Below are 24,597 nucleotides of genomic sequence, written 5' to 3' on the forward strand. Positions count from 1 at the left end.
GTGGTTAATGTTCGTTAACCCACACCGTCGAGGTTAACGCCCGCTAACCATGGCTGTCTACAATGTCTTCCCATGAGCACCCGAGCCGGACCCACCGGCCCAGCCCGCCGTCGGCAGATCCTGCGCGAGGCCGCCCGGCTCTTCGCCGAGCGGGGCTTCCACGGCGTCGGAGTGGACGAGATAGGCGCCGCGGTGGGCATCAGCGGCCCGGCGATCTACCGGCACTTCGCCGGAAAGGACGCCATGCTCGCCGAACTGCTGGTGGGCATCAGCAGCCGGCTGAGGGACGGCGGGATCCAGCGGGTCCGGGACTGCGAGGCCAGAGGACTGCCGCCGTCGGCCGCCCTGGACAGCCTGATCACCGGGCACATCGACTTCGCCCTGGACGACCGCGCGCTGATCACCCTGCACGACCGCGAACTGGGCCAGCTCCAGGAGGCCGACCGCAAGCAGGTGCGGCAGCTCCAGCGGCAGTACGTGGAGCTGTGGGTGGGGGTGGTCCGGCAGGTGCACCCCGGGCTCTCCGAGCGGAGGGCCCGCGCCTGCGTGCACGCCGTTTTCGGGCTGCTGAACTCCACCCCCCACCTGAGCCGGCCCGCCTCGCTGCCCGACCGGCGCGAGACGGCGGACCTGCTGCACCGGCTCGCCCGGGGAGCCTTCGCGGCCGGGTGAGGCCGCCGCGAGGGCCCCTCAGGCGGTCAGCTCGGGCTGGAGCGCCTCCAGCAGCCGGGCCGCCCGCTCGGCGACCTCCGCCGGGCCCAGCTCCATCGCCCGCGCGCACCACACGCCGCCCTCGGCCAGGTCGCCCCGGCGCGAGGCCAGCAGCGCCAGCCGCAGCGCCGACCGGCCGTGGCCGGCCTCGGCGGCGCGCTTCCACCACAGCGCGGCCTCCGGCTCGCTCCCCTCCCGGGCCAGCAGCAGCCCGAGATTGAAGGCGCCGTTCCGGCTGCCCGCCTCGGCCGCCGCCCGGTACCAGCGGGCGGCCTCCACCACATCGCCGCGCGCCGCCGCGCACATGCCGAGCCGGACCTGCGCCCGGCGGTGCCCGGCCTCCGCCGCACGGGCGAACCAGCGCTCCGGCTCGGAGCGCTCCACATCGCCGGCTCCCGGCCGCGCCGGGGCCGCCTGACCGCCCAGGCGGCGCTCCAGCAGCAGGCCCAGCCGGAAGGCTCCCTCCACGCTGCCGCCCTCGGCCGCCCTCCGCAGGTGCTCCTCGGCGCGCTCCTGGTGCGCGGCAGAACCCCCGCGCAGCAGGTCGATGGCGACTTGCAGCGCGGCCTCGGCGTGCCCCGCCTCGGCAGCGTGCTCGTACCAGCGGCGTGCCGACTCCCGGTTTCCGCGGCCGGCGTGCAGGATGCCGAGGTTGAAGGCGGCGTCCACGCTGCCCGCCTCGGCCGCCTTGGAGAACCACGGCTCGGCGCCGGCCGCGTCGCCCCGCTGCAGCAGCAGCACGGCAAGCGCGTTGGCGGCCTCCCGGTGGCCGGAGTAGGCGGCCCGCCGGTACCACTGCTCGGCCTGGGCCGTGCGGCCCTGGCCGGCGCTCAGCAGGCCCAGGTTGAAGGCGCCGTTGATGTCGCCGGCGTCCAGCGCGGCGCGGTACCAGCGCTGCGCCTCCTGCCGCTCGCCCCGCTCGGCGTACAGGGCGCCCAGCGCGTTGGCGGCGCTGCCGTTGCCGTCCCGCGCCGCCCGGCGCCACCACTGCTCGGCGCCGTGCTCGTCACCGGCGTCGCGCAGCAGGAAGCCCAGCGCGCAGGCCGCCTTGTGCTCGCCGGCCTTGGCCGCGTCCAGGTACCAGCGGCCCGCCTCCTGCACCCGGCCCCGCTCCTCCAGGAGCGCACCCAGCCGCAGCGCCGCGCGACGGTGTCCGCGGGCGGCGGCCTGCCGGAACCACGACTCGGCCTCCTGGGCGGTGTCCTTCGCCGCGGCCAGCAGGCAGCCGTAGCGGTAGGCGCCCTCCCGGTGCCCGCGGTCGGCAGCGGCACGGAACCAGCCCTCCGCCTCGGGAGAGCCGCGGTGGTCCAGCAGGTCCGCCAGGGCATAGGCGCCCGAGGCGTGACCGGACTCCGCCGCCTGCCTCAGCCAGTACTCGGCCGCGGCCTCGTCCCCCCGCTCGCGCTGGTAGCGGCCGAGCGCGTGGGCGGCCGGCGCCGAGCCGGCGACCGCCGCGATCCGCCACCAGCCGGCGGCCTCGTCCGCCCGGCCGGACTGGTGGAGCAGCACCCCCAGATTGTTCGCCGCGGACCTGTCCCCCTCGGCGGCGGCCGAGCGCAGCGGCGCCTCGGCCCGCTCCAGCTCGCCCCCGCGCAGCAGCCGCGCGCCCTCCTGTGCCGACGCGCGGCTGCTGCCGAACCTCGCCTTGTCCCCCATAAGGTCCATACTCGCACCACCCGACACCCGCGTACACCTGGAAATCCCCGGCCGGAGAGTTCACTTAGAGGTTTGTCGATTTCCCGATATGCCTACCCCCAAACGCCAGGGCGACCGGGGAGCCGACACTCTCGTCACGCAGTATGACGCCGTGTCGCGCAGCGGCAGGTCGGCATCCGGGTGACGATGAGGGCGAACTGATGCCCCAACAGTCACCTACCCCGGCTCACCGGGCCGAGACAGCCGGTTCGCAACAGTGCTGCAACAGGCGGCACGGAGGCAGCCGGACAGGCGGAAGGGCCCGGAGTCCTGAAGACTCCGGGCCCTTCCTGTGGTAGCGGGGACAGGATTTGAACCTGCGACCTCTGGGTTATGAGCCCAGCGAGCTACCGAGCTGCTCCACCCCGCGATGTGGTGTGTTCACACTACCACGCCGCGGGGTGCGAGCCGCTCATCAGCTGTCGTCGCCCTCCTCGGCGCCGTCCGGCGCCTCGTCCTCCTCGTTGCGGGCGGCCTCGTCCTCGCCGATCCGCTCCATGGCCTCCTCGAGGCGCTCCATGGCCTCGCCGTAGGCCGCCCAGTCGCCTTCGGCCAGGGCAGCCTGACTGTCCTGCCAGGCCTCCTGGGCCGCCGCGATGGCCTGCTGGAGAGTCTGCTCCTCGCCCTCGTCCGCGGGCGGCTCCTCGCCGTCGGCGGGCGGCTCCTCCGGATCGACCTGCTCACCCGTCTCGGTGACGCCGAACAGCGTGTCCAGCGCCGCCTCCAGGGAGTCCTCGAAGGCGAGTTCGTCGCCGTAGGAGGCCAGCACCTTCTGCATGCGCGGGTAGTTGGCCCCCGCGCCGCGGACATAGACCGGCTCGACATAGAGCAGGTCGTCGCCCAGCGGGACGGTCAGCAGGTTGCCGTACTCGATCTCCGAGTCGCCCCGCTGCAGCAGGTTGATCGACTCGGCGATCGACGGCTCGGCGTTGAACCTGCTCTGCACCTGCTGCGGGCCCGGTGTCGTCGTGTTGGACGGCAGCTGGAGGATACGCATCGTGCCGTAGTCGTCCTTGCGGGCGTCCGCCTCGACCACCATGTAGGCCGCCAGCGTCTCGCGGTCACGCGGGTTGAACGTAGTGGTCAGCGAGAAGCTGCGCTCGTCCTGCCCGGGCATCCGGATGCTCAGGTAGTAGGCGGGGACCGGGTTGCCCGGGTGGGTCGGGTCGTCCGGCACCTCCCAGCGCTCACCGCCGGTGTAGAACAGGCTGGCGGAGTCCACGTGGTAGCGCTGGAGCATCTCGCGCTGCACGTTGAACAGGTCCTGCGGGTAGCGCAGGTGCGCCAGCAGTTCCTCGCTGATCTCCTCCTTGGACGTCACCGAGCCGGGGAACGCCTTCTGCCAGGTCTTGAGGACCGGGTCCTCCTCGTCCCACTCGTAGAGCACGACGTCGCCGGAGTAGGCGTCGACCGTGGCCTTCACCGAGTTGCGGATGTAGTTGACCTGGTTCTGCTGGGCGATGACCTGCCGCTGGGCGTCGGTCAGCGCCGTCTCGGTCGCCTCCTCCAGCACCGTCCGCGAGGAGTACGGGTAGCCGTTGGTCGTGGTGTAGGCGTCCACGATCCACTGGATACGGCCGTCCACCACCGCCGGATACGGGTCCGCGTCGATGGTCAGCCACGGGGCGACCGCCTCGACGCGCTCCTTGGGCGTGCGGTTGTACAGGATCCGCGAACCCTCGCCGATGGCACCGGAGTAGAAGATCTGCGGCTCGCTGAGGGTCAGCGCGAAGGCGGCCCGGTTGAAGTAGTTGTCGAGGTTGACGCCACCCTCGCCGGTGTAGCTGTACTCGACCTCGGAACCGGCCGGCTCCTCCTCCGCGGGCTCCGCCGGCTCCTCCTCGCCCTCGTCGACGGCTTCCTCGTCCGCGCCGGAATCGCCACGGATGTAGTCCAGCTCGCGCTGGGGCCCGCCGACGATCGACCAGAAGGTGGTCGCCTCGCCGAAGTAGATCCGGGGCTCGTACTCGCCGAGGTCACCGATCGGCGGCAGCTCCTTCTCGGTGAAGTCCGGAGTGCCGTTGCCGAGGATCTCGTCGCCCTTGGCGGCCACGATGCCGAAGCCGTGGGTGTAACGGAAGTGGTCGTTGATCCAGTTCCGGTCCGGGAGGTTGTTGATGTTGATCTCCCGGACACCGACCACGGTGTCCTGGTCGCCGTTGGCGGTCGGGTAGCGGTCGACGTCCAGCGTGCCGGCGAACTGGTAGTAACCGCGGATCTGCTGGAGCTGCTGGAACGCCGGGGAGATCACGTTCGGGTCCACCAGGCGGATGCTGGCGGCGTTGCGCACGTCGTCGCGCAGCTGCACGCGGTTCTCGTCGGTGACCTCGACCGCTTGCTGGCGCCCGAAGCTCTCCATCTCCGTGTCGGCGATATTGTACGCCTGCTTGGTGGCGTCCAGGTGCTTCTGGATGTACGGCGTCTCCATGGCCTGCTCGTTCGGCCGGACCTGGAACTGCTGCACCAGCGCCGGGTAGACGCCGCCGATCAGGATCGCGGAGAGCACCATCAGACCCAGGCCGATCACCGGAAGCTGCCAGATCCGGCGCCACAGGGTGGCGAAGAACAGCGCCGCGCAGATCGCCGCGATGATCGTCAGGATGGTCTTCGCCGGCAGATAGGCGTTGGCGTCGACGTACCGGAGCCCCGTCCAGCCGTCGGCGTCACGGAAGTCGCTGCTCTTGAGGGCGAGGCCGTACCGGTCGAACCAGTAGGCCACCGCCTTCAGCGCCACGAACAGGCCCAGCAGCACCGACAGGTGGCCGGTTGCCGCGGACGTGATGCGGTTGCCCGGAGTGGTCAGCCGCAGACCGCCGTAGAGGTAGTGCACCAGGCCGGCCGCGATCAGCGACAGCACCACGACCGCGAAGCCGAAGCCCAGCAGGAACCGGTAGAACGGCAGGTCGAAGGCGAAGAACGAGATGTCCATGCCGAACTGCGGGTCCGTGGTACCGAACGACGTCCCGTTGACCCACTGCAGCCAGGTGCGCCACTGCGCGGAGGCCGAGCCGCCCGCGATGAGCCCGATCAGCAGGGCGGCTGCCAGCAGCACCCACTTCTTGTAGGGCGCGATGCTCATCCGGTAGCGGTCGAGGTTCTGCTGCTCCATCGACATCGCGCTCAGCGGCGGACGCAGCCGGTGTGCCAGCCAGATGTTGAAGCCGACCGCGACCGCCATCAGCACGCCGAAGACGGCGAACAGCACCATTCTGGTGAACAGCTGGGTCGTGAAGACGTTCGTGTAGTCGACCGACCGGTACCAGAGCCAGTCGGTCCAGAACCCGGCGAACATCGCGAACAGAATGGCCAGTCCGGCCAGGATCGCCGCGGTGATCAGCAGCGTCTTGGCGCCTTTGGACGGGCGCCCCACGCTGAATCCGGGCCCGCCCGGACCGCGGGGCCCTCTGGGTCCTCTGGGGCCGTTCGGACCACTGGGGCGGCCCGGGCCCCGGTCCGGCATCTGGAAAGCCAAGGTGCGCACCTCGAAGAGTCGCTGTGGACAACAACCGGGCCAGCCCAGGGGTGACCCACTCCACTAACTTACTCAAGCTTTACCCGGTTCCCGTTTCCGGGGTCGCAGACGGCACGATATGGACATGGACAACACACCCCTCGAGGGCGCACCCCCCCACCAGACGGCAGTAAACCCCCTGACCCGGGCGGTGCTGGAGATCGACTCCTATGTCGCGGGCCTCGGCTGGGACCGCCCCGCCATGCTGTTCGCCCTCGTCGACACCGACCGGCTGCGGGCCGAGGAGCCCGACCTGGCGGAGCGGATCGGACTGGACGCGGACGGCGCCCCCGGACCGGAAGACTCCGCTGCCGCGTCCGGCGTGTCCCTCACCCCGATCGAGCAGGACGAGATTCCGGCCGGAGTCCCGCTCGACGAGTTCCTGGCCACCATCGCCTGGCCGGACGCCGTCTCGGGCTGCGCCCTGACCGTCGAGCGGCTGATGCTGCCGCCGTCCGCCGAGGCCGCCGTGCCCGCGGAACTGCGCGACGGCGGGGACGACGGGGCGGCGCTGGCCCGCTGGGTCGCCGAGCACCCCGAACGGCAGGAGGTGCGGATGACCGTGGCCGTGCTGCGTGACGGGGAGCGGGAGACCGCGCTCCGGCTGCGGGAGAAGGACACCGAACTGGACGTACTCACCGGTCCGGACCTGGTCCCGGGTCTTGCCACCGCCCTCGCAGCCACCTTCGACGAACCCACCGGGTAACGGGAGGCCAGGCGCCGGGTCCCGAGCGGGGCTCCACGGCGGACCCCGGAACGCGCGTCGTCCGGGGTCCGTACGCCCCTGCCGGGTCAGCCGGCGGCGCAGACCGCCAGGTCCGCGTCGTTCCCCTGCCGGATGTCCTCCAGCGCGTCCAGGGCGTCGTCGATCGTGCCGACCCGCACCAGGGTGAGCCCTTCGGGGACGTCGGCGGCGGCCGCGGAGCAGTTGGCCTCGGGCGTCAGGAAGTACTCGGCGCCCTTGGAGCGGGCGGCGATCGTCTTCATCGCCACCCCGCCGATCGGTCCGACCCGGCCGTCGTAGTCGATGGTGCCGGTGCCGGCCACGAAACTGCCGCCGGTCAGGTCTTCCGGGGTCAGCTTGTCGATCAGCCCCAGGGCGAACATCAGCCCGGCGCTGGGGCCACCGACATCGGCCAGCTCTATCTCGATCTCGAAGGGAAAGACGTGGGCGCTGCCCGCCTGGATGCCCACGATGGCCCGGCCGTCGTCCTGGGCCGACGCGGTGGTGATCGTGACGTCCTCGGCGCGCTCGGGGCCCGGCGCCTGCCCGGCCGCCCGTGCCGCCTCGGCGGCCTCGGCCGGCACCACCGTGATCACCACGTCCTCACCGGCGTCCCGCCCGGTCACCAGCTCTGCCACCTCGGCCGGGCGGGTCACCGGGGTGCCGTCCACGGCGAGGATCGCGTCCCCGGCGTGCAGCGCGTTCTCGGCCGGGCTGTCCTTGATCACCGAGTCGACGATGGTGTAGGAGTCCACCTCGTACCCCAGCTGCTCCAGCGCCGCGACCTTGGCGCTCTCCTGGGAGCGGCTGAACTCCTCGGCGTTCTCCTCCTCCACCTCGTCGGCGCTGCGGTCATCCGGGTAGAGGGTCTCGTGCGGGACGACCGCCCGTTCACCGGAGAGCCAGCCGTGCACCGCCTCCACCAGGTTCATCCGGTAGTTCACCCCGGTCACCCGGACGGTCGTCATGTTCAGGTGCCCCGAGGGCTCGTAGGTCTGCTCGCCCGGAATGCTGAGCACCGGCTCCCCGCCGTGCTCTCCGAGGGTGTTCACCGTCGGTCCCGGTGACATCTCCGCGTACGGCACCCTGATCAGGACGGCGGCGCAGAGCAGACCTGTCAGCAGCAGGACGGACGTGAGAAGCGTCGCGGTGCGGCGTGGCATGGCTCGAACATTACGGGACGCGGCCGTCAGCCGTCGGCCCGGGCCGCCGTCCGGTCCGCGGGGCGCGGCTGCTCCATCGCCTGCCGGAACGCCTCGTAACCCGCGACCCCCTGGACGTCCCCGACGCCCCCGGCCCCGTTGCTCCGGCGCGTGGCCCACGTGCTCCACGCAGCCGCCACCATTGCCCCGGCCAACGGGATCAGCAGCCACACCAGTGCCGCCATGACCGACCTCCCACTTCAGCGCTCCATCACGACCGGACGATGGAACGGACACACCCTCATGGAGACAACGCTCGGCCGTGGGGGTCCTCCGCGCAACCGGAGTACCCTGCCGGACGCTGCGCTCACCTGCTCAACTCCCGGCGCCGACCCATTGTTCCGTGCCGTCGGTGAACGCCTGGTGTTTCCAGATCGGGACCTCCCGCTTGAGATCGTCGATCAGGCTCCGGGCGGCCTCGAAGGCCTCGCCGCGGTGCGCGCAGGACACCGCGACCACGACCGCCAGGTCTCCCACGGCGAGGGCCCCGGTCCGGTGGACGGCCGCCAGTGCCCGGACGGGGAACGCGGCGGCCACCCGCTCCGCCACCCGGCGCAGCTCCGCCTCGGCGGTCGGGTGCGCCGAATAGGCCAGCGAGGTGACTCGCGCCCCTTCCGGGTGCGCGTCGTGATCCCGGACCGTTCCCGCGAAGAGTGCCGTGCCGCCCGCCGCCGGGTCCCCCACCGCGGCGAGAACCTCGTCCACGGAGAGCGGGGTGTCGCGGATCGCCAGCAGCCGGACCGGGGACGGACGCGGGTCGGTGTTCTGCATCCCTCCATGCTCCCTCATCGGGCTGCCGGAGCCGTGACAGGGGGTCAGCGTCGGCGCGCCCGGCGGGCCCGTCGCACGAGCGCGGCGGTGCCCACCAGGGCGACGGTGGCTCCCGCCGCGCCCAGGGTGGTGGCGGCGTCCTTGCGGCCCAGCCTGCGGCCGGCGACCGTGTGCCGGCCGGCGACTTCGGCCAGCAGCTCCGCGAGCACCTCCTCGTTGCGCCACTGCGGACGCCACCCGGCCTCGTGGAGCCGGCCGACGCCGACCACCCACGGGTGCATCGTGTAGGCCAGGTCACCGGCCGGCGACGGGGTGAGCCCGAGCCGGTGCAGCCGGGAGGCCGCGCCCAGGGCCACCGCCGGGGGCAGCTCCATCCGGCGGATGCCGGACAGGTCCTCGACCTCCTCCTGCTCCAGCCAGCCGTCGCAGCCCACCGCGAGGTCGCCCTCGACCTTCTCCAGCGCCGCGTACTCCAGCGCGGACGCGAGGTCCTCCACGTGGCAGAACTGCCAGCGCGGACGCGAGCCGGCCACCACGAGCAGCCGCGGCGACTCGAAGTACCGGGTCAGGGCGGTGTCCACCCCGCCGACCAGGATCGCCGGGCGGACCACCGTGACGTTCAGGCCGGGATGGGTGCGCGGGGCGCGCTTGGCCAGCCGCTCGATCTCCAGCAGGTCGCCGACACCGGTGGCCTCCTCGGTGGCACGCAGTTCGGCGTCCTCGGAAAGCGGAAGGTCGTTGTCGGGGTGCGCCCCGTAGACCATGGCCGAGGTGCACAGCACCACCCGCCGCACACCCGCCGCGGCGGCCGCCGTGAGCACGGTCTGGGTACCGCGCACGTTGTAGGCGCTGCGGGCCGCCGGGTCGGACTCCAGGCCCATGTCGAGGGCGAGGTGGACCACCACGTCGACCGGGTCCCCGTCGCCGCGCAGCCGTTCGGCGACGGAGGGGTCACGGATGTCGAGGGTGTGCCACTCGGCGCCTTCCACGTCCCCCGCGCGTTCGTCCAGCGCGAGCACTCTTCTGACCTCTTCGCCGGCGGTCAGCCGCCGGGTGAGCAGCGCGCCGACCCCCTGCGCCGCACCGGTGACCGCGACGGTCAGGGCGGCCGGGGGGCCGTTTCGCGCTGCGCGAACTGCCTGCTCCGGGGAACTCACGAGACCTCTCCAGCGGTTGGTTCTGGTACGACGTGCGCGGACCCATCCTGCCTGAGAGATGTCTAGGCTGGGGGCCAAGGCCACGGATCGCACACGTTCGCATGGTCTCGTACCGTCCGACCGCCCGATTCCGTATCGTCCGAACGACACAGAGCCGAGGATTCCCGTGAGTCATAACCCATTCGGATTCGGCCTCCCGGAGGAGCCGGACGACGGCGAGTCGGGCAAGCAGTCCGGCAGGGGCCGCGGTGGCGGCCCCGACCCGGCCGACAACCCGTTCGCCGCCACGTTCGGGCCGATGGGGGGAGGTATGAACCCGCAGGACCTGGGTGCCGCCTTCCAGCAGATCGGGCAGATGCTCTCCGCCGACGAGGGCCCGGTGAACTGGACCCTGGCGCGCCAGGTCGCCCGGCAGACGGTCGCCGGGGGCGCCCAGGACGGCAGCAAGGACGCCAGCGTCACGATGCACGACCGCTCGCAGACCGAGGAGGCGCTGCGCCTGGCCGACCTGTGGCTCGACGGCGTCACCTCGCTGCCCTCCGGGGTGCGCTCCGCGGTGGCGTGGAGCCGCGCGGAATGGGTGGAGGCGACCCTGCCGGCCTGGCGGGAGCTGGTGGACCCGGTCGCGGAACGGGTCGGCGGCGCGATGGGCAACATCCTTCCCGAGGAGATGCAGGCCATGGCGGGCCCGCTGCTCGGGATGATGCGGTCCATGGGCGGCGCGATGTTCGGCTCGCAGATCGGCCAGGCCGTCGGGGTACTGGCGGGCGAGGTGGTCGGCTCCACCGACATCGGACTCCCGCTGGCACCGGCCGGGCAGGCCGCGCTGCTGCCGGGGAACATCGCGGCCTTCGGCGAGGGCCTGGGCGTACCGCGGGAGGAGGTGCGGCTGTATCTGGCCCTGCGCGAGGCCGCCCACCAGCGGCTCTTCGGTCACGTCCCCTGGCTGCGGTCGCATCTTTTCGGCGCGGTCGACGGCTACGCGCGCGGCATCCAGGTGGACACCGGCAAGCTGGAGGACCTGGTCGGCCGGATCGACCCCAGCCGTCCCGAGGACCTGCAGGAAAAGCTTCAGCAGGGGCTCTTCCAGCCGGAGGACAGCCCGGAGCAGCGTGCCGCGCTGGCCCGGCTGGAGACCGCGCTGGCGATGGTGGAGGGCTGGGTGGACGCGGTGGTGCACGCCGCCGCCGAGCCGCACCTGCCGGGGGCTTCCGCGCTGCGTGAGACGCTGCGGCGGCGCCGGGCGTCCGGCGGCCCCGCGGAGCAGACGTTCGCCACGCTGATCGGGCTGGAGCTGCGGCCCCGGAGGCTGCGGGACGCCGCCCGGCTGTGGGCGTCGCTGACCGACGCCAGGGGCGCGCAGGGGCGCGACGCGCTGTGGGCGCATCCGGACATGCTTCCCACCGCCGCGGACCTGGACGACCCGGACGGCTTCGTGCACCGTGAGCAGCCGGACTTCTCGGAGCTGGACCGAATGCTCGGCGACGCCTCGGCGCCCGGCGCCGAGGGGGGCAGCGGCCCGGGCGGGAGCCGCGGTGGCGACGCCGGGAAGAAGCGGGACGGCGAGGACGACGGGGAGAGCGGGCCGGAAGGTCCCGGGCGCGGCGGGTCCGGCGCGTGAGCCTGCACGCGGACGCGGTGCGAGTGCTCACCGCCTGGAGGGCCCCGGACGGTGAGCAGAACGTCCTGCGCCGGGCCTACACGGACCATCTGGCGGCGCATCCGGACGGCATGTGGAAGGCGTGCGCGGCCGGTCACCTCACGGCCAGTGCGCTGGTGGTCTGTGCCGAGCGGCGGCAGGTGCTGCTGACCCTGCACCGCAAGCTGCGGATGTGGCTGCAGACCGGCGGGCACTGCGAACCGGCCGACATCACGCTGGCGGGCGCGGCGCTGCGGGAGGCCACCGAGGAATCCGGTATCGACGGGCTCCGGCTGCTGCCCGGCCCGGTGGTGCTGGACCGGCACCCCACGCCGTGCGCGGAGCATCTGGACGTGCAGTACGCCGCGCTCGCCCCGGCGGGCGCGGCGCACGCCGTCAGCGACGAGTCGCTGGACGTGCGCTGGTTCGGCTTCGACGAGGTGGCCGCGGTCGCCGACGACTCCGTGGTCCGTCTGGTGAACCGCACCCGCGCCCTGCTGTGATCCGGGCCGGCGCGACTGCCGCCCGCGCCGGTCACTCGGCGCGGGCGGCGGGAACGTAGGGCAGCCTCTCGGCCGCCACGACGCCCTCCAGGAAGCCCCGGGCGCGCTCGGTACGGGGGTAGGTCTCCAGCAGCTCCCAGAAGCCGGGGCCGTGTCCGGGCACCAGCAGGTGGGCCAGTTCGTGCAGCAGGACGTAGTCGACCACGTACTCCGGCATGCCCTGCAGCCGGTGCGAGAGGCGGATGCTGCCCAGGGCCGGCGTGCAGGAACCCCAGCGGGCGTTCTGGTTGGTGACCCAGCGCACGCTGCGGGGGCGGGCGCGTCCGTGCAGGTAGCGCTGGGACAGTTCGGCCGCGCGCTGCTCCAGGTCCTGGTCGTCCAGCGTCCTGCGGTGCTCCTGGGCGGCCAGCTTGTCGAGCATCACGGAGATCCAGCGGCGCTCCTCGTCCGCGGTCATCCGGGCCGGGATGAGCACGATCGTGCGGTTGCCCTCGCGGTAGGCGGAGACCGTGCGCCGCCTGCGCTGGCTGCGCCTGACCTCCACGGGGCCGGCGGTGTCCCCGTTCAGCCCGGTCGCGCCCGCCGCGGTGCTGCGCTGCGGCGGGCCGGTGCTGTTCAGCGGGTCGGCGGACACACCACGACGTTACCCGCTGGCAGCCGGAAATGTCCCGCCTGCGGGCCGTCCGCAGCACCATCCGGAGGACCTTGTACACCACCCGTGCACCACCCGTGCGACATCTTGTAGGACGATCAACACCGCCTGTGGACAACCACTCCTCCCCACTGTCCGGCCTGCCCCAGGATGGGGGCATACCTTCCACCTCGTCACCGGACAGGGGGCCTTCACCGTGCATCCGATGATCAAGCCGTCGCTGCGGCGCAGCTGGCGGGACCGGCAGACCGTCCGCTTCGGAGTGACCCCCTCGCACGCTGTGCTGTTCGGCCCGCTGGACAGCGGCACCGAGAGCTTCCTGTCCCTGCTGGACGGCACCCGGGGGCTGCCCGTGCTCCGGGAGGCGGCCGCCCGGCTGGGGCTGGGCGCCGGCGCCGCGGACCGGCTGGCCGGGCAGCTCGCGGCGGCCGGTGTGCTGGAGGACGCCACGGCCGACCGTCGGGCGGCCGCCCAGGTCACCGAGCGGCTGCGCCCGGACCTCGCCTCGCTGTCCCTGCTGCATCCGGAGCCGGGCGGGGGGCTGCGCCGGCTGGTGGCCCGGCGGCGGGCATGGGTGCAGGTGCGCGGGGCCGGCCGGGTCGGAGCGGCCCTCGCGGCGACGCTGGCGCAGGCCGGTGTGGGCCGGGTGGAGGTGGTGGACGGCGGGCGGGTCGAGCCGGAGGACACCGCACCCGGCGCCATCCCGGCCGAGCGGACCGGCCAGCGCAGGGACGCCGCCGCGTGCGCGGTGGTGAGGTCCGCCCGCGCGTGGCCGCGGCGGTCCTGTACGGAGCGGCAGGGCGGGGCCCGGCTGGTGATCTTCGCGCCCCGGGACGGGCTGGCGGCGTACGCGCCGGATCCGGCCGTCGCCGAGCCCGTGCTCGCGGCCGGGCTCCCCCACCTGTACACCGGGGTGGTGGAAGGCACGGGTTTCGTGGGCCCCCTGGTGCTGCCGGGAAGCACGGGCTGCGCGGGCTGCCTGCTGCGCACCCGGGCGGCCCGGGAGCCCGGCTGGCCGCTGCTGGTCGGGCAGTGGCGCAACGCCCGTTCCCGCGGGGTGCCCGCCTGCGACGCCGCACTGGCCACGGCGGTGGCGGGCCTGGCCGCCGCGTCGGCGCTCGCCCACCTCGACGGCGTACGGGCGGACGGCGAGGGCACGCGTGCCGAGCTGGTGCTCCCGCGGCTGACCCTGACCAGGGAACGGATCGCACCGCACCCCGAATGCCCCTGCGGCGCGGCGCGAGCGGCGGGCGCGGCGGCACACCCCCGCCCCGCGGATCCGGAGGAGTCCGCGCAGGAACCGCGGCAGACCGGGCCGGAGAGTCCACAATGAACGGACGGCACAGCCCGCCCGCCACGACCGCCGGGCGCCCGGCGCGGCGGTGCCGGGGGGAACGCCGCACGTCGAAGGAGACGCCCATGTCGGATCTGCCGCGCAGGGCCGTGAGCCGCACCGCCAGACTCGCCACCTTGCCGCTGTCCTTCGCCGGCCGGGCCACCTGGGGGCTCGGCAAGCGGCTGGGCGGATACTCCGCCGAGCTGGTCGGCAGCGAACTGCAGCAGCGCACCGCGGAACAGCTCTTCACGGTCCTCGGGGAGCTCAAGGGCGGCGCCATGAAAGTCGGTCAGGCGCTGTCGGTGTTCGAGTCGGCGCTGCCGGAGACGGTCGCCGGCCCCTATCGGGCGGCCCTGACCCGGCTCCAGGAAGCCGCTCCCCCGATGCCTGCCGCCTCGGTGCACGCCGCACTGGCCGAGCGGCTCGGAGCCGGCTGGCGCGAGCTGTTCGACGAGTTCGACGACGTGCCGGCGGCCGCCGCGTCGATCGGACAGGTGCACCGGGCGGTCTGGCACGACGGCCGCGAGGTCGCCGTGAAGGTGCAGTACCCCGGGGCCGGCAAGGCGCTGCTGTCCGATCTCGACCAGCTCGGACGCTTCGCCCGGCTGCTGGGACCGCTGGTACCGGGCATGGACATCAAGCCGCTGATCGAGGAGATGCGCGAGCGGGTCGCCGAGGAGCTGGACTACGGCCTGGAGGCCGAGGCTCAGCGCGTCTGCGCCGAGGAGTTCCGTGCCGACGCCTGGGTGGTGGTGCCCGATGTGCTCCACCAGTGCGAACAGGTGCTGGTCAGCGAGTGGCTGGAGGGTGTTCCGCTGTCCCGTGTCATCAGCGACGGGAGCCAGGAGGAGAGGGACCGCGCCGGCCAGCTGCTGGCCCGCTTCCTGTTCTCCGGTACCGCCCGCACCGGCCTGCTGCACGCCGACCCCCATCCGGGGAACTTCCGGCTGGTGCCGCCCTCGCCCGGTGCTCCGCCGGAAACCTGGCAGCTCGGGGTGATGGACTTCGGGGCGGTGGACCGGCTTCCCGAGGGTCTGCCTCCGCAGATCGGGACCGCGCTGCGGATGGCGCTGGAGGGCGAGGCGGAGGCCGTCCACGCGATGCTGCGCGACCAGGGCTTCGTCAAGGAAACCGTCGAGCTGGACGCGAGGGAGGTACTGGAGTACCTGCTGCCGGTCATCGAGCCGGCCCGGCAGCCGGAGTTCGCCTTCAGCCGGCAGTGGATCCGGGAGCAGGCCGCCCGGATCGCCGACCCGCGTTCGGCGGCCCACCAGCTGGGGCGCCGGCTGAATCTTCCGCCGTCCTACCTGCTGATCCACCGGGTGACGCTCAGCACCATCGGAGTGCTGTGCCAGCTCGGCGCCCGCGTGCGGCTGCGGGAGGAGCTGGAGGCCGGGCTGCCGGCGTTCGCCACCGGCCCCGGGCCGCTGCCCCGGCAGCGCCGGCCCGAGGACTCCCGGACGGCGAAGGGGCCGGGGAGCGCCGGTCGGGCGTGAGCGGACCGGGCCCGGGGCGCGAAGGTCCTGGGCCCGGTGTGTCCCCGACCGGCGCCGACTACTGCATCACCGCCAGGGCCATGGCGCGGCGGGCGCGCTGAGCGCCGCGCTCGGCCGGCCGCCCGAGGCGGCGGGAGCGGCGCTGCAGCCGCCTCGCGGCGGCCAGCCGCTGGGCGGTGCGTTGGGATTCGGCTTCCTCGGCCCGGTCCCTCAGCTGGGACCGGGCCATCTCCGGAATGAGTTGCACGGTGTGCGTCCTGTTCTGTTCGTGGCGGCAGGGCCGTGCGGCCGCCGCCGGTGTGTCGAGGGTTCTGGTGCCGGTGAAACGTGCCGCGGGGTTCAGCGGCGGGCCGTACGGTGCCGGTCTGCCGATCGTGCCGGGGGTGTTCACGCCGCTACCGGGTGCTTGCGCGGACGGCCACGGGGCCGCTTGCGGGGCACGACGACGCCCTGGACGAACAGCTCGCCGCCCCACACGCCCCAGGGCTCGCGACGGTCCTTGGCGCCGGCCAGGCAGGCCTCCCGCAGCGGGCAGGCACGGCACAGCGACTTGGCGTACTCGACGTCCTCGGGGGACTCGGCGAAGAACACCTCCGGGTCGTAGCTGCGGCAGGGAGCGCCGTCGTCAAGACGGTCGATCGCCTCGTCGAGCGCGTTCAGGGTGGACAGCGAGGTCACAGAAGTCTCCGGATCGGGGGGTGAGTTCAGGTCGGGGCGGTCGTACGGCGCGAGTGGCACGGTGTTGTCCTCGTGTCGTCGTTACGGGTCTGTTCCGGCTGGTGGCCGGGCTTTTTGGCAAAACAGAAGGGCCGCGGATCCCGGTGTGGGTTCCGCGGCCCTGGAAGGTGCCGACCTGATCGCCGATCAGGTGTGGTCACTCCAGGGATTGAGCCCGCGGAGGGCCCACATCGTGTGAAGCTGGGTCTTCTGCTGTCCGAAAAGCTGGTGGCCGGCACCATTGGCCGCAAAGGCATAGACATCGGCCTGTGCCGCTGCTGCTACCGCAGGTGCCTGGGTCGGTCGTGCACCGATCCGCTCGCGGATCACGACGGACACCGGGCGGACACCCGCGGCACCGGACACACCGGTACCGGACAGCCGGGAGCCGGGCAGGCAGGAGGCGTTGACCGCGCAGCCGGCCAGTTTGCCGGTCATCGTCGTGATCGTCGTCATGGTCTTCATCGGGGTTCGCCTCCTCTCGGCGTCTGTGGGGGTCGGTGCGGACACCGACCCGGCGAGCAATTCAGTACAGCACGGCACCGCCGGATGCGGAAGCCTCCTCCGGTGCCGTGTGAGCACGCTATGCGGATCTCTCCGGGGCACGCAAATCATTTTCCGGCGGTTTCCTGAGAAGACTGAGGAAAGTTTTCCGGAGCGTCTTCCTCCGTTTCCCGGTGCTCCCTCCCGGACGGCCCGGCCGGTCCGGACATCTCCGCCGCCCGGCCGGCGCACACCGCCGCCACCTCGGCGCCGAACTGCCGCACCTTGTGCGGCACGACGCCCGGGACAGCGGAGAGCTCGGCCGTGGTGACCGGCCCCCGCTCGGCGATGGCCGTCAGGGTCGCGTCGGTGAACACGGCGAACGCCGGTCGCCCCAGCTCCCGGGCCCGGCCCGCCCGCCAGTGCGAGAGCCGCTCGTAGAGCTCCTCGTCCAGGTCGGAGGGACAGCCCGCGCAGCGCCGCAGTTTCAGCTCGACCGCCTCGGTCATCGCCCGCCCGCACACCCGGCAGGTGACGGGGCCGCGTTCGACGCGCTCCGCGCGCCGGGGGCCCCGCACCACCCCGCCGGCCGCCGCGCGGCCCCCGGTACCGCCGGCGGACGGCCGCAGCCCTTCCAGAAAGCGGCTGGGCCGGCGGCCCGGCCGCCCCCCGGGGGCGCGGGCCAGCGACCAGGAGAGGGTCAGATGCACACGGGCCCGCGTGATGCCGACGTACAGCAGCCTGCGCTCCTCCTCGATCTGCTCGGGCGTCCGGGCATGGGTGAGCGGGAGCATGCCGTCGGTGAGGCCGACGAGGAAGACCGCGTCCCACTCCAGCCCCTTGGCCGCGTGCAGCGAGGCCAGCGTCACGCCCTCGACTTCCGGGGCGTGCTGGGCCGCGGCCCGCTCGTCCAGCTCGGCCACCAGGTCGGCCAGAGTGGCGGCGGGCCTCGCCCGCTGGAAGTCCTCGGCGAGCCGGACCAGGGCCCGCAGCGACTCCCAGCGGTCCCGGGCCGCCCCGGAGCCGCCGGGCGGTTCGTGCGTCCAGCCGATGCTGCTGAGCACCGCCCGCACCTGCCCCGCCAGGGAATCGGCGCCGTCCAGCACGCGGTCGTTGCCGCCGGCCCGGGCCGCACCGCGCAGCGCGAGCCCCGCCTGGCGGATCTCCTGCCGCTCGAAGAAGCGCTCGGCCCCGCGCAGCTGACAGGCGACGCCCGCGTCGGCCAGCGCCTGCTCGTAGTTCTCGGACTGGGCGTTGATCCGGTAGAGCACCGCGATCCGGCCGGCCGGGACCCCGGCCCCGATCAGCTCGCGGATCCGCCGGGCCGTCGCCTCGGCCTCTGCCGGCTCGTCCGGGTACTCGCGGTAGACCGGCTCGGGCCCTGCCGGACGCTGGGAGACCAGCTCCAGGCGGTGTTCGGCGGCCCGGCCCACGGCCTGCGAGAGCAGCCCGTTGGCCAGCGCCACCACCTGGGGGGTGGAGCGGTAGTCCCGCACCAGCCGCACGACGGTGGCATCGGGGTGGCGGAGCCGGAAGTCCAGCAGGTGGTCAGGGGTGGCGCCGGTGAACGAGTAGATCGTCTGGCTGGCGTCCCCGACCACGCAGATGCTGTCCCGGTCCCCCAGCCACAGTTCCAGCAGGCGCTGCTGGAGCGGGCTGACGTCCTGGTACTCGTCGACGACGAAGTGCTGGTACTGGCTCCGTACCCGCTCGGCGATGTCGGCGCGCTCCTGCAGAATGCCCACCGTGAGCAGCAGCACGTCCTCGAAGTCGATCTGTCCCCGCTCCTGCTTCAGCTGCTCGTACATCGCGTAGATCCGGGAGGTCCCGGCCGGGTCCCGGGGGGCCGCCCGGCCCGCCTTGCGCACGGCTGCCGGATAGTCCTCCGGTGTGGTGCGGGTCACCTTCGCCCACTCGACCTCGGCCGTGACATCCCGCAGTTCGGCGCGGTCCAGCCGCACCCGGCAGCGGGCCGCCGCCTCGGCCACCAGCGGCCCCTTGCGCTCCAGCAGTGCCGGCAGCTCGCCGCCGACCGCCCTGGGCCAGAAGTACTGGAGCTGGCGCAGGGCCGCGGAGTGAAACGTTCTGGCCTGCACCCCGGCCGCGCCGAGCTGCCGCAGCCTGCCGCGCATCTCGCCCGCCGCGCGCTGGGTGAAGGTGACCGCCAGCACACTGCCGGCCTGGAGGATCCCGCTGCGCACCCCGTAGGCGATCCGGTGGGTGATCGCCCGCGTCTTCCCCGTGCCGGCGCCGGCCAGCACGCACACCGGGCCCCGCAGGGTGGTGGCCACCGCGCGCTGCTCCGGGTCCAGCCCGTCGAGCACCGCGTCGGCGGAGTCGGGGACCGCGGAGAACTCCGGCGGCCGGAGCGGGAGCGGGGAGGAGTGCGATGCGGATGTCACGCCCGCCATGCTGCCAGGTGCCCCTCGCGGCACGGACATCTCGGTCCACAGGTGGTGCGGATCCGTCATACCGGACGGCTGCCCGTGCGTGGATCCGCCGCCGGACGGGCAGCCGCCCTGCCGGGAGGGGAATGACGCCGCGGCGTCGCACGTTCCTCCCGGGGACGCCGGGATTCCCCGGACGCGCCGCAACCTTCGACAAGGAGCAGAAGCGACGATGCTGGGCAGCCTGACGATGTACAGCACCACCTGGTGCGGATACTGCCGCCGTCTCAAGAAGCAGATGGAGCGTGAGGGCATTCCCTTCACGGAGGTCAACATCGAGCACGACCCCGAGGCCGCGGCCCTGGTCGAGAAGGCCAACAACGGCAACCGCACGGTGCCCACGCTGGTCTTCGCGGACGGCACCGCGCTGACCAACCCCTCGCTGGCCCAGGTCAAGTCGGCCGCCGGTCTCTGACCGCCGGGGCCGTGCCGCCCGTCAGGGCCGGGGGGAACGGGGCAGCGGCCCGCCGTACCACATCTCCACCAGCCGGGCCGCGATGGAGATACCGGAAGGTGACAGCACCTCGCCGGACTCGATCGCGGCCCGCAGGTCCTCCCGGGAGAACCAGCGGGCCTGCTCGATCTCGTCGCCGTCCGCCCGCACGTCGGTGGTCTCGGCCCTGGCCATGAAGCCCAGCATCAGGCTGGAGGGGAAGGGCCACGGCTGGCTGGCGACGTACCGGACCCCGCCGACCCGGATCCCGACCTCCTCGGCGGTCTCACGGATCACCGTCTGCTCGATCGACTCCCCCGGCTCGACGAAACCGGCCAGCGTGGAGAAGCGGCCCTTGGGCCAGTGCACCTGGCGGCCCAGCAGCGCCCGGTCACGGTCGTCGGTCACCAGCATGATCACCGCCGGGTCGGTGCGCGGGTAGTGCTCCGCGCCGCACGCCGGGCAGCGCCGGATGTGCCCGGCCGCGGCGATCACGCTGCGTTCGCCGCAGCGTGAGCAGAACCGGTGCATCCGCTGCCAGTTCTCCAGCGCCACCGCGTGCACCAGCAGCTCGGCGTCCCGGTCGGACAGCAGCCCGGCGGCGCCGCGCAGCCCCGAGGGCCGGGCCGCGTCGCCCATCCGGCCGGGCAGGGAGTCCTTCTGGAGCGCGAAGTACCTCACACCCTCCTGGTCCACGCCCAGGAAGTAGCGGTGGGCCTCGGTGAGCGGGGCGTCGAAGGACGGCATCATGACGAGCTCGGTCCGCCCGTCCGGCGTGTCCTCCACCAGCGCCTGCCCGTCACTGACCACGAAGACCCGGGTGGAGGGGTGGCTCCAGGCCGCGGCCAGCCACGCCTCGTCCATCCGGTACCCGGCACGGCGGTCGATGCCCCCCGTGGAGGCAAGCGTGATCGGCTGGACGGCGCCGTCCCGGATACTGCTCATGGGCCAGAGCCTAACCGGGGGTGTCCGCCGCCGGGGCATCCTCCCCCGTCAGCAGTCTCTCCAGCTCCTCGCGGCCCGGCAGGTGCGCGGGGCGGATCAGCTCACCGCTGCGGACGTGGAGGAAGCCGGCCGTGACCGCGGACAGCGGCACGCCGCACCGCTCCGCCCAGGCCACCCGGTAGACGGCGAGCTGGAGAGGGTCGGCGTCCCGGCCCCGGCCGGTCTTCCAGTCGACGATCTCGTAGGTGTCGCTGTGCGGACCGTGGGGGCCGCGCTCACGGTAGACGGCGTCGATGCGTCCGCGGATCACCCGCCCGGCCAGCCGCAGCTGGAAGGGCGCCTCCACCCGGTACGGCGTGCGGTGGGCGTAGGGGGTCCGTCCGAACGCCTCCTTCAGTGCCCGCAGGTCCCGCTCGCCGCGGATCTCCTCGTCCCGGTCCGGGTCACCGCCGGGCAGTTCGTCCGGGCCGAGCAGGGGCAGCGCCAGCTCCTCGAACCGGGACTCCACCCAGGAGTGGAAGCGGGTGCCGCGCCGGGCGGCGGGCTGCGGGGGCTGGGGCATGGGCCGGGCCAGTCCGGCCGCGAAGCCGTCCGGGTCGGCGGCCAGCCGCTGCAGCTGGGAGGCGGACAGCGTGACCGGCAGCGGCACCTCACGGGTCTGCTCGCGGGAGCGCCGCAGTTCCCCGGCCAGGGCTTCCAGGTCGCGGTCCCAGGACTCCACCGCCCGCTGCTCCTCCGGCGTGAGTCCGGTGTCCTCGGCGGGCTCCCCGGTGTCCTCGCCCGCCTCGCCGGGTCCCTCGCCCGCGGTGCCGGCGTCCGCGGCGGGTGCCGGGCGCGGGCCGGGGACGGCCGCGCCCGGCTCGCCCCGCAGATGATCCAGCACCAGGTCCGCCGCCTCGCGCCGGCGGGCCAGTGCGGCGGGGTCCAGCGGCAGGGGCCAGGCCCGGTCGGCGTCCCGCTCGGCCAGCGCGGGATTCTCCTCGTCCCCGGCCGGAGCCGGCGCCCAGCGCTCGACCTCTCCGTGCGCCGGGTTCTCCTCGCAGTGTTCGCGCAGCGCCTCCAGGAAGCCCGAGGGGCCGCGCGGTTTCCGCTGACTGGGGCCCCACCAGTGGGCGGACCCCAGCAGCAGGGTGCGCGGCCGGGTGAAGGCCACGTAGCCCAGCCGCAGCTCCTCCAGTTCCAGGTGGCGGGCCGTGGCGGCGAGGTAGTCCTTGTGCGCCTTGGACGTCCACTCCTCGATGGCCGGCAGCGTCGCGGCGTCGCCGCGCAGCGGGTGCGGCAGCGTGCGGTGGTGCCTGAGCCAGGAGTCCCGCGACGGCTTGGCCGGGAATCCGCCGGCGCAGAGCCCGGGGATCGCCACCACGTCCCACTCCAGGCCCTTCGCCTTGTGGGCGGTCAGCACCTTGACGGTGTTCTCACCGCCGGGGAGGGCGGTGTCCAGGCCCTTGTCGTAGCGGTCGGCGGCCCGCAGGAAGGACAGGAACGCCGGCAGCGTCGCCTCGCTGTCCACGGCGGTGGCCTGCCGGCCGGACGCGAACCCCGCCGCCAGGTCGAGAAAGGCCCCCAGCGTCTCGCGCCGGCGGGCGGCCAGTGCCTGCGGCGACGCGGACAGCTCGACCTCCAGTCCGGTGGCTGTCAGCACCCGGTGCAGGATGTCCATGAGGGGGTCGCCCAGTGAACGGCGCAGATCCCTGAGCTCCGCGGCGAGGTGGGCGAACCTGATCCGGGCCTCCGCGGAGAACGGCAGCGCGTCCTCCGGTTCGCGCTCTCCCACGAAGGTGTCCAGCGCGTCCGCGAGCGAGGTGACCTCGGCCGGGTCGGTGCCCTCCACCGCCGCGGCCAGGCGCTCCGCCTCGCCCTCACCGGGCCGCTCGCGGCGGACCAGCAGCCGGGCCCGGCGGCCCAGCAGGGCGAGATCACGCGGGCCGATCCGCCAGCGCGGGCCGGTCAGCAGCCGCACCAGCGCGCCGTTGGCCGTCGGGTCGGCCAGCACCTGGCAGACCGCGACCAGGTCGGCGACTTCCGGCAGGTGCAGCAGCCCGGAGAGACCGACGACCTCGACCGGGATCTCCCGTTCCACCAGGGCGCGCTGGATCTCCCCGAAGTCGCCGGCCGTCCGGCACAGCACGGCGATCTCGCCGGGCGGGGTCCCGGTGTGCACCAGGTGGGCGAGGGAGTCCGCCAGCCAGTCCAGTTCCCCGGCATGGGTGGGAAGGAGGGCGCAGCGCACCGTGCCGTCGCCCTCGGCGCCGGGTGCCGGGCGCAGCGGGGCCACCGCGGGGTGGCGCTCGCGCAGCGGGGTCGCCAGGGTGTTGGCCAGCCGCAGCAGCCGGCCGCCGCTGCGGCGGTTCTCGCTGAGGCTGTGGCGGCGGGCGGGGCTGCCGTCGCGGTGCGGGAAGTGGGCGGGGAAGTCGTCGAGGTTGGCGACCGAGGCGCCGCGCCACCCGTAGATGGCCTGGCAGGGGTCGCCGACGGCGGTGACCGCGTGGCCGGTGCCGCCGCCGAAGAGTCCGGACAGGAGGATCCGCTGGGCGACGGAGGTGTCCTGGTACTCGTCCAGGAGGACGACGGCGAACTCCTCGCGCAGCGCCCTGCCCACTTCCGGGACATCCCTGGCCAGCGTGGCCGCCCAGGCGATCTGGTCGCCGAAGTCCAGCAGGTCACGGGCACGCTTGCGGGAGCGGTACTCCTCGACCAGGGCGAGGAGCGCGATCCGGTCACGGGCGGTCAGCGGGATCTGCCGCAGGTCCCTGTTGGTGAGTTTCTCGTTCTCCAGGGCGGCGATCAGTCCGGTGTCCCAGGAACGCAGCCGCTCCGGGGTGACCAGGTGCTCCGAGAGCTCGGACTCCAGCGCCACGAGATCGGTCACCAGGGTGGTGAAGCTGCCGGCGGGAGGTTCCCAGGAGGCGGGCGCCGCGCGCAGCACCTCGGCGGCGAGCTGGAAACGGCCGGCGTCGGCGAGCAGCCGGGAGGAGGGTTCGATGCCCAGCCTCAGTCCGTGCTCGGTGAGCAGCCGCCCGGCGAAGGCGTGGTAGGTGGAGATCTGCGGCTCACCGGGCACCGCGCCGTCGGGCGCCGCCCCGTCCGCGGGGGGCCCGGTGACCCCGGCGCGGGCGAGGGCGGACCGGACCCGTTCGGCGAGTTCCCCGGCGGCCTTGTTGGTGAAGGTCAGGCCGAGGACCTGCTCGGGGGCGACCTGGCCGGTGCCGACCAGCCACACCACCCGGGCGGCCATCACCGTGGTCTTGCCGGAGCCGGCACCGGCCACGATGACCTGCGGGGCGGGCGGCGCGGTGATGCAGGCCGTCTGCTCCGGGGTGAAGGGGATCCCGAGAAGCTCCTTGAGTTCCTCGGGACGGCTCAGTGGTGCGGGCACGGCACGAGGCTAGTACGCCCGGTGCCCCGGGACGGCGTCACGCCCCGGTGGCCCCGGCGGCGGTCACTGGGCGAGGTCCTGGAAGTCGACGACGTCCTCCTCGTCGGGGGCCTGGGCCTCCACCGGCTCGTCGAAGTCGCTGAAGGTGGCGGTGCCGGCGTCCGGGCCGCCCTCGGTGACCATCCGCAGGATGTAGGGCTCGCCGGTCGCCGCGACGTAGGCGGTGCGGGTCTCCTCGCCCTCCTCGCTGATCAGCGCCACGGTGTCGGTGCCGTTCACCGGCTCGCCGTCGGCGCGTTCGGCGCCCTCGCCCAACGACTCCGCGTCGAGTTCCGCCAGCAGCGCCTCCAGGTCACAGGACTCGCTGAAGCCGCCCGTCCCGCCGGGCATCCGGATCCACCGGCCGTCGACCAGCTCGGCCATGTCCTGCTCGTCCTCGCCCGCCTGGCTCTCCCAGAAGGCGTCGTTGGCCCTCATGTAGGACTCGCCGTCGACGGCGATCAGCTCGGTCTCACCCTCGCCGAGCGCCATGGTGCCGGTGCACAGGCCGTCCCTGGACATCGACAGCCGCATCTCCAGGGTGCCCTCCTCGCTCTCGTTCGTGGCGTGCAGCGTCAGCGAGGTCAGGCCCTGCATCGCCTCGATGGACTGCTCGGCGATCTCCTGGGCGCTCATGCCCTCGAACGCGCCGTCACTGCCGCTGCCGCCGCAGCCTGCCACGGTTATCGCCAGGACACCGGCCACTGCCGCGGCGAGGACGGGCTTCTTCGCTGTCACGCTGGACTCCTCGTGTGTGGGG

Annotated in this window: 21 protein-coding genes and 1 tRNA gene; 7 read left to right on the top strand and 15 right to left on the bottom strand. The window is 73.5% G+C overall.

The genetic code is table 11. The features are described 5' to 3' along the window. Positions 1 to 72: 72 nt before the first annotated feature. A complete protein-coding gene (locus ABD299_RS06230; protein WP_344259492.1) occupies positions 73 to 672 on the top strand; it encodes an SACE_7040 family transcriptional regulator in 600 nt (199 codons plus the stop codon). Positions 673 to 690: 18 nt separating this feature from the next. Here the strand turns inward: ABD299_RS06230 and ABD299_RS06235 are convergent, their stop codons facing one another. From ABD299_RS06235 to ABD299_RS06245, 3 genes are all read right to left on the bottom strand, one after another. Further along, positions 691 to 2,376, bottom strand: coding sequence for a tetratricopeptide repeat protein (locus ABD299_RS06235; protein ID WP_425581262.1), 1,686 nt, complete (start codon positions 2,374 to 2,376; stop codon positions 691 to 693). 323 nt (positions 2,377 to 2,699) lie between these two features. Further along, a tRNA-Met gene (locus ABD299_RS06240) sits at positions 2,700 to 2,776 on the bottom strand. A gap of 45 nt (positions 2,777 to 2,821) precedes the next feature. Then, positions 2,822 to 5,866: a UPF0182 family membrane protein gene (locus tag ABD299_RS06245; protein WP_344259812.1), complete on the bottom strand. Its 3,045-nt coding sequence runs from the start codon at positions 5,864 to 5,866 to the stop codon at positions 2,822 to 2,824. Positions 5,867 to 6,002: 136 nt separating this feature from the next. On the opposite strand from ABD299_RS06245, the gene ABD299_RS06250 reads away from it, so the two are divergent. Then, complete coding sequence (locus ABD299_RS06250; protein WP_344259494.1) at positions 6,003 to 6,623, top strand: PPA1309 family protein; 621 nt, start codon at positions 6,003 to 6,005, stop codon at positions 6,621 to 6,623. A gap of 86 nt (positions 6,624 to 6,709) precedes the next feature. Here ABD299_RS06250 and ABD299_RS06255 read toward each other — a convergent pair whose 3' ends face one another. The 4 genes from ABD299_RS06255 to ABD299_RS06270 form a co-directional block, all read right to left on the bottom strand. Continuing rightward, the gene (locus tag ABD299_RS06255; RefSeq protein WP_344259495.1) at positions 6,710 to 7,804 is read right to left on the bottom strand and encodes a YlbL family protein; all 1,095 of its coding nucleotides are present in this window, start codon (positions 7,802 to 7,804) and stop codon (positions 6,710 to 6,712) included. A gap of 26 nt (positions 7,805 to 7,830) precedes the next feature. Further along, positions 7,831 to 8,028, bottom strand: a complete 198-nt coding sequence (locus tag ABD299_RS06260; protein ID WP_344259496.1) for a hypothetical protein — start codon at positions 8,026 to 8,028, stop codon at positions 7,831 to 7,833. A gap of 130 nt (positions 8,029 to 8,158) precedes the next feature. Continuing rightward, the gene (locus ABD299_RS06265; RefSeq protein ID WP_344259497.1) at positions 8,159 to 8,614 is read right to left on the bottom strand and encodes a molybdenum cofactor biosynthesis protein MoaE; all 456 of its coding nucleotides are present in this window, start codon (positions 8,612 to 8,614) and stop codon (positions 8,159 to 8,161) included. A 44-nt stretch (positions 8,615 to 8,658) separates the two neighbouring features. Further along, the gene (locus tag ABD299_RS06270) at positions 8,659 to 9,771 is read right to left on the bottom strand and encodes an SDR family oxidoreductase (RefSeq protein WP_344259498.1); all 1,113 of its coding nucleotides are present in this window, start codon (positions 9,769 to 9,771) and stop codon (positions 8,659 to 8,661) included. Between the two features lie 166 nt (positions 9,772 to 9,937). Here ABD299_RS06270 and ABD299_RS06275 point away from each other — a divergent pair, with 166 nt between their 5' ends. Then, a complete protein-coding gene (locus tag ABD299_RS06275; RefSeq protein ID WP_344259499.1) occupies positions 9,938 to 11,392 on the top strand; it encodes a zinc-dependent metalloprotease in 1,455 nt (484 codons plus the stop codon). Further along, positions 11,389 to 11,913, top strand: coding sequence for an NUDIX hydrolase (locus ABD299_RS06280; protein WP_344259500.1), 525 nt, complete (start codon positions 11,389 to 11,391; stop codon positions 11,911 to 11,913). The genes ABD299_RS06275 and ABD299_RS06280 overlap by 4 nt, the downstream gene beginning before the upstream one ends. A 31-nt stretch (positions 11,914 to 11,944) precedes the next feature. Here the strand turns inward: ABD299_RS06280 and ABD299_RS06285 are convergent, their stop codons facing one another. Further along, positions 11,945 to 12,547 (bottom strand): M48 metallopeptidase family protein, encoded by a 603-nt coding sequence (locus tag ABD299_RS06285; protein ID WP_344259501.1) that lies wholly within the window; start codon positions 12,545 to 12,547, stop codon positions 11,945 to 11,947. 214 nt (positions 12,548 to 12,761) lie between these two features. Between ABD299_RS06285 and ABD299_RS06290 the strand changes: the two genes are divergently transcribed. Next, a complete protein-coding gene (locus tag ABD299_RS06290) occupies positions 12,762 to 13,898 on the top strand; it encodes a TOMM precursor leader peptide-binding protein (RefSeq protein ID WP_425581263.1) in 1,137 nt (378 codons plus the stop codon). A gap of 86 nt (positions 13,899 to 13,984) precedes the next feature. Further along, positions 13,985 to 15,397, top strand: a complete 1,413-nt coding sequence (locus ABD299_RS06295; protein ID WP_344259503.1) for an ABC1 kinase family protein — start codon at positions 13,985 to 13,987, stop codon at positions 15,395 to 15,397. 58 nt (positions 15,398 to 15,455) lie between these two features. Here the strand turns inward: ABD299_RS06295 and ABD299_RS06300 are convergent, their stop codons facing one another. From ABD299_RS06300 to ABD299_RS06315, 4 genes are all read right to left on the bottom strand, one after another. Next, positions 15,456 to 15,788, bottom strand: a complete 333-nt coding sequence (locus ABD299_RS06300; protein WP_344259504.1) for a hypothetical protein — start codon at positions 15,786 to 15,788, stop codon at positions 15,456 to 15,458. After that, positions 15,785 to 16,105, bottom strand: coding sequence for a WhiB family transcriptional regulator (locus ABD299_RS06305; RefSeq protein ID WP_425581275.1), 321 nt, complete (start codon positions 16,103 to 16,105; stop codon positions 15,785 to 15,787). Before ABD299_RS06305 ends, ABD299_RS06300 begins: the two co-directional genes overlap by 4 nt. Before the next feature lie 156 nt (positions 16,106 to 16,261). After that, a complete protein-coding gene (locus ABD299_RS06310) occupies positions 16,262 to 16,579 on the bottom strand; it encodes a hypothetical protein (RefSeq protein WP_344259506.1) in 318 nt (105 codons plus the stop codon). Between the two features lie 146 nt (positions 16,580 to 16,725). Further along, positions 16,726 to 18,999 carry an ATP-dependent DNA helicase UvrD2 gene (locus ABD299_RS06315; RefSeq protein WP_344259507.1) on the bottom strand — a complete coding sequence of 758 codons (2,274 nt, stop codon included), beginning with the start codon at positions 18,997 to 18,999 and terminating at the stop codon, positions 16,726 to 16,728. A gap of 217 nt (positions 19,000 to 19,216) precedes the next feature. On the opposite strand from ABD299_RS06315, the gene ABD299_RS06320 reads away from it, so the two are divergent. Continuing rightward, entirely contained in the window at positions 19,217 to 19,459 is a 243-nt protein-coding gene (locus tag ABD299_RS06320) for a mycoredoxin (protein ID WP_344259508.1), read from the top strand. Between the two features lie 21 nt (positions 19,460 to 19,480). Here ABD299_RS06320 and nudC read toward each other — a convergent pair whose 3' ends face one another. From nudC to ABD299_RS06335, 3 genes are all read right to left on the bottom strand, one after another. Then, complete coding sequence (gene nudC / locus ABD299_RS06325) at positions 19,481 to 20,422, bottom strand: NAD(+) diphosphatase (RefSeq protein ID WP_344259509.1); 942 nt, start codon at positions 20,420 to 20,422, stop codon at positions 19,481 to 19,483. 10 nt (positions 20,423 to 20,432) lie between these two features. Then, positions 20,433 to 23,798: an ATP-dependent DNA helicase gene (locus ABD299_RS06330; protein ID WP_344259510.1), complete on the bottom strand. Its 3,366-nt coding sequence runs from the start codon at positions 23,796 to 23,798 to the stop codon at positions 20,433 to 20,435. Positions 23,799 to 23,861: 63 nt separating this feature from the next. Further along, positions 23,862 to 24,575, bottom strand: a complete 714-nt coding sequence (locus ABD299_RS06335; protein ID WP_344259511.1) for a LolA-like protein — start codon at positions 24,573 to 24,575, stop codon at positions 23,862 to 23,864. Positions 24,576 to 24,597 lie beyond the last annotated feature (22 nt).

It is taken from the genome of Streptomyces sodiiphilus (assembly GCF_039529215.1).
GTDB lineage: Bacteria > Actinomycetota > Actinomycetes > Streptomycetales > Streptomycetaceae > Streptomyces > Streptomyces sodiiphilus.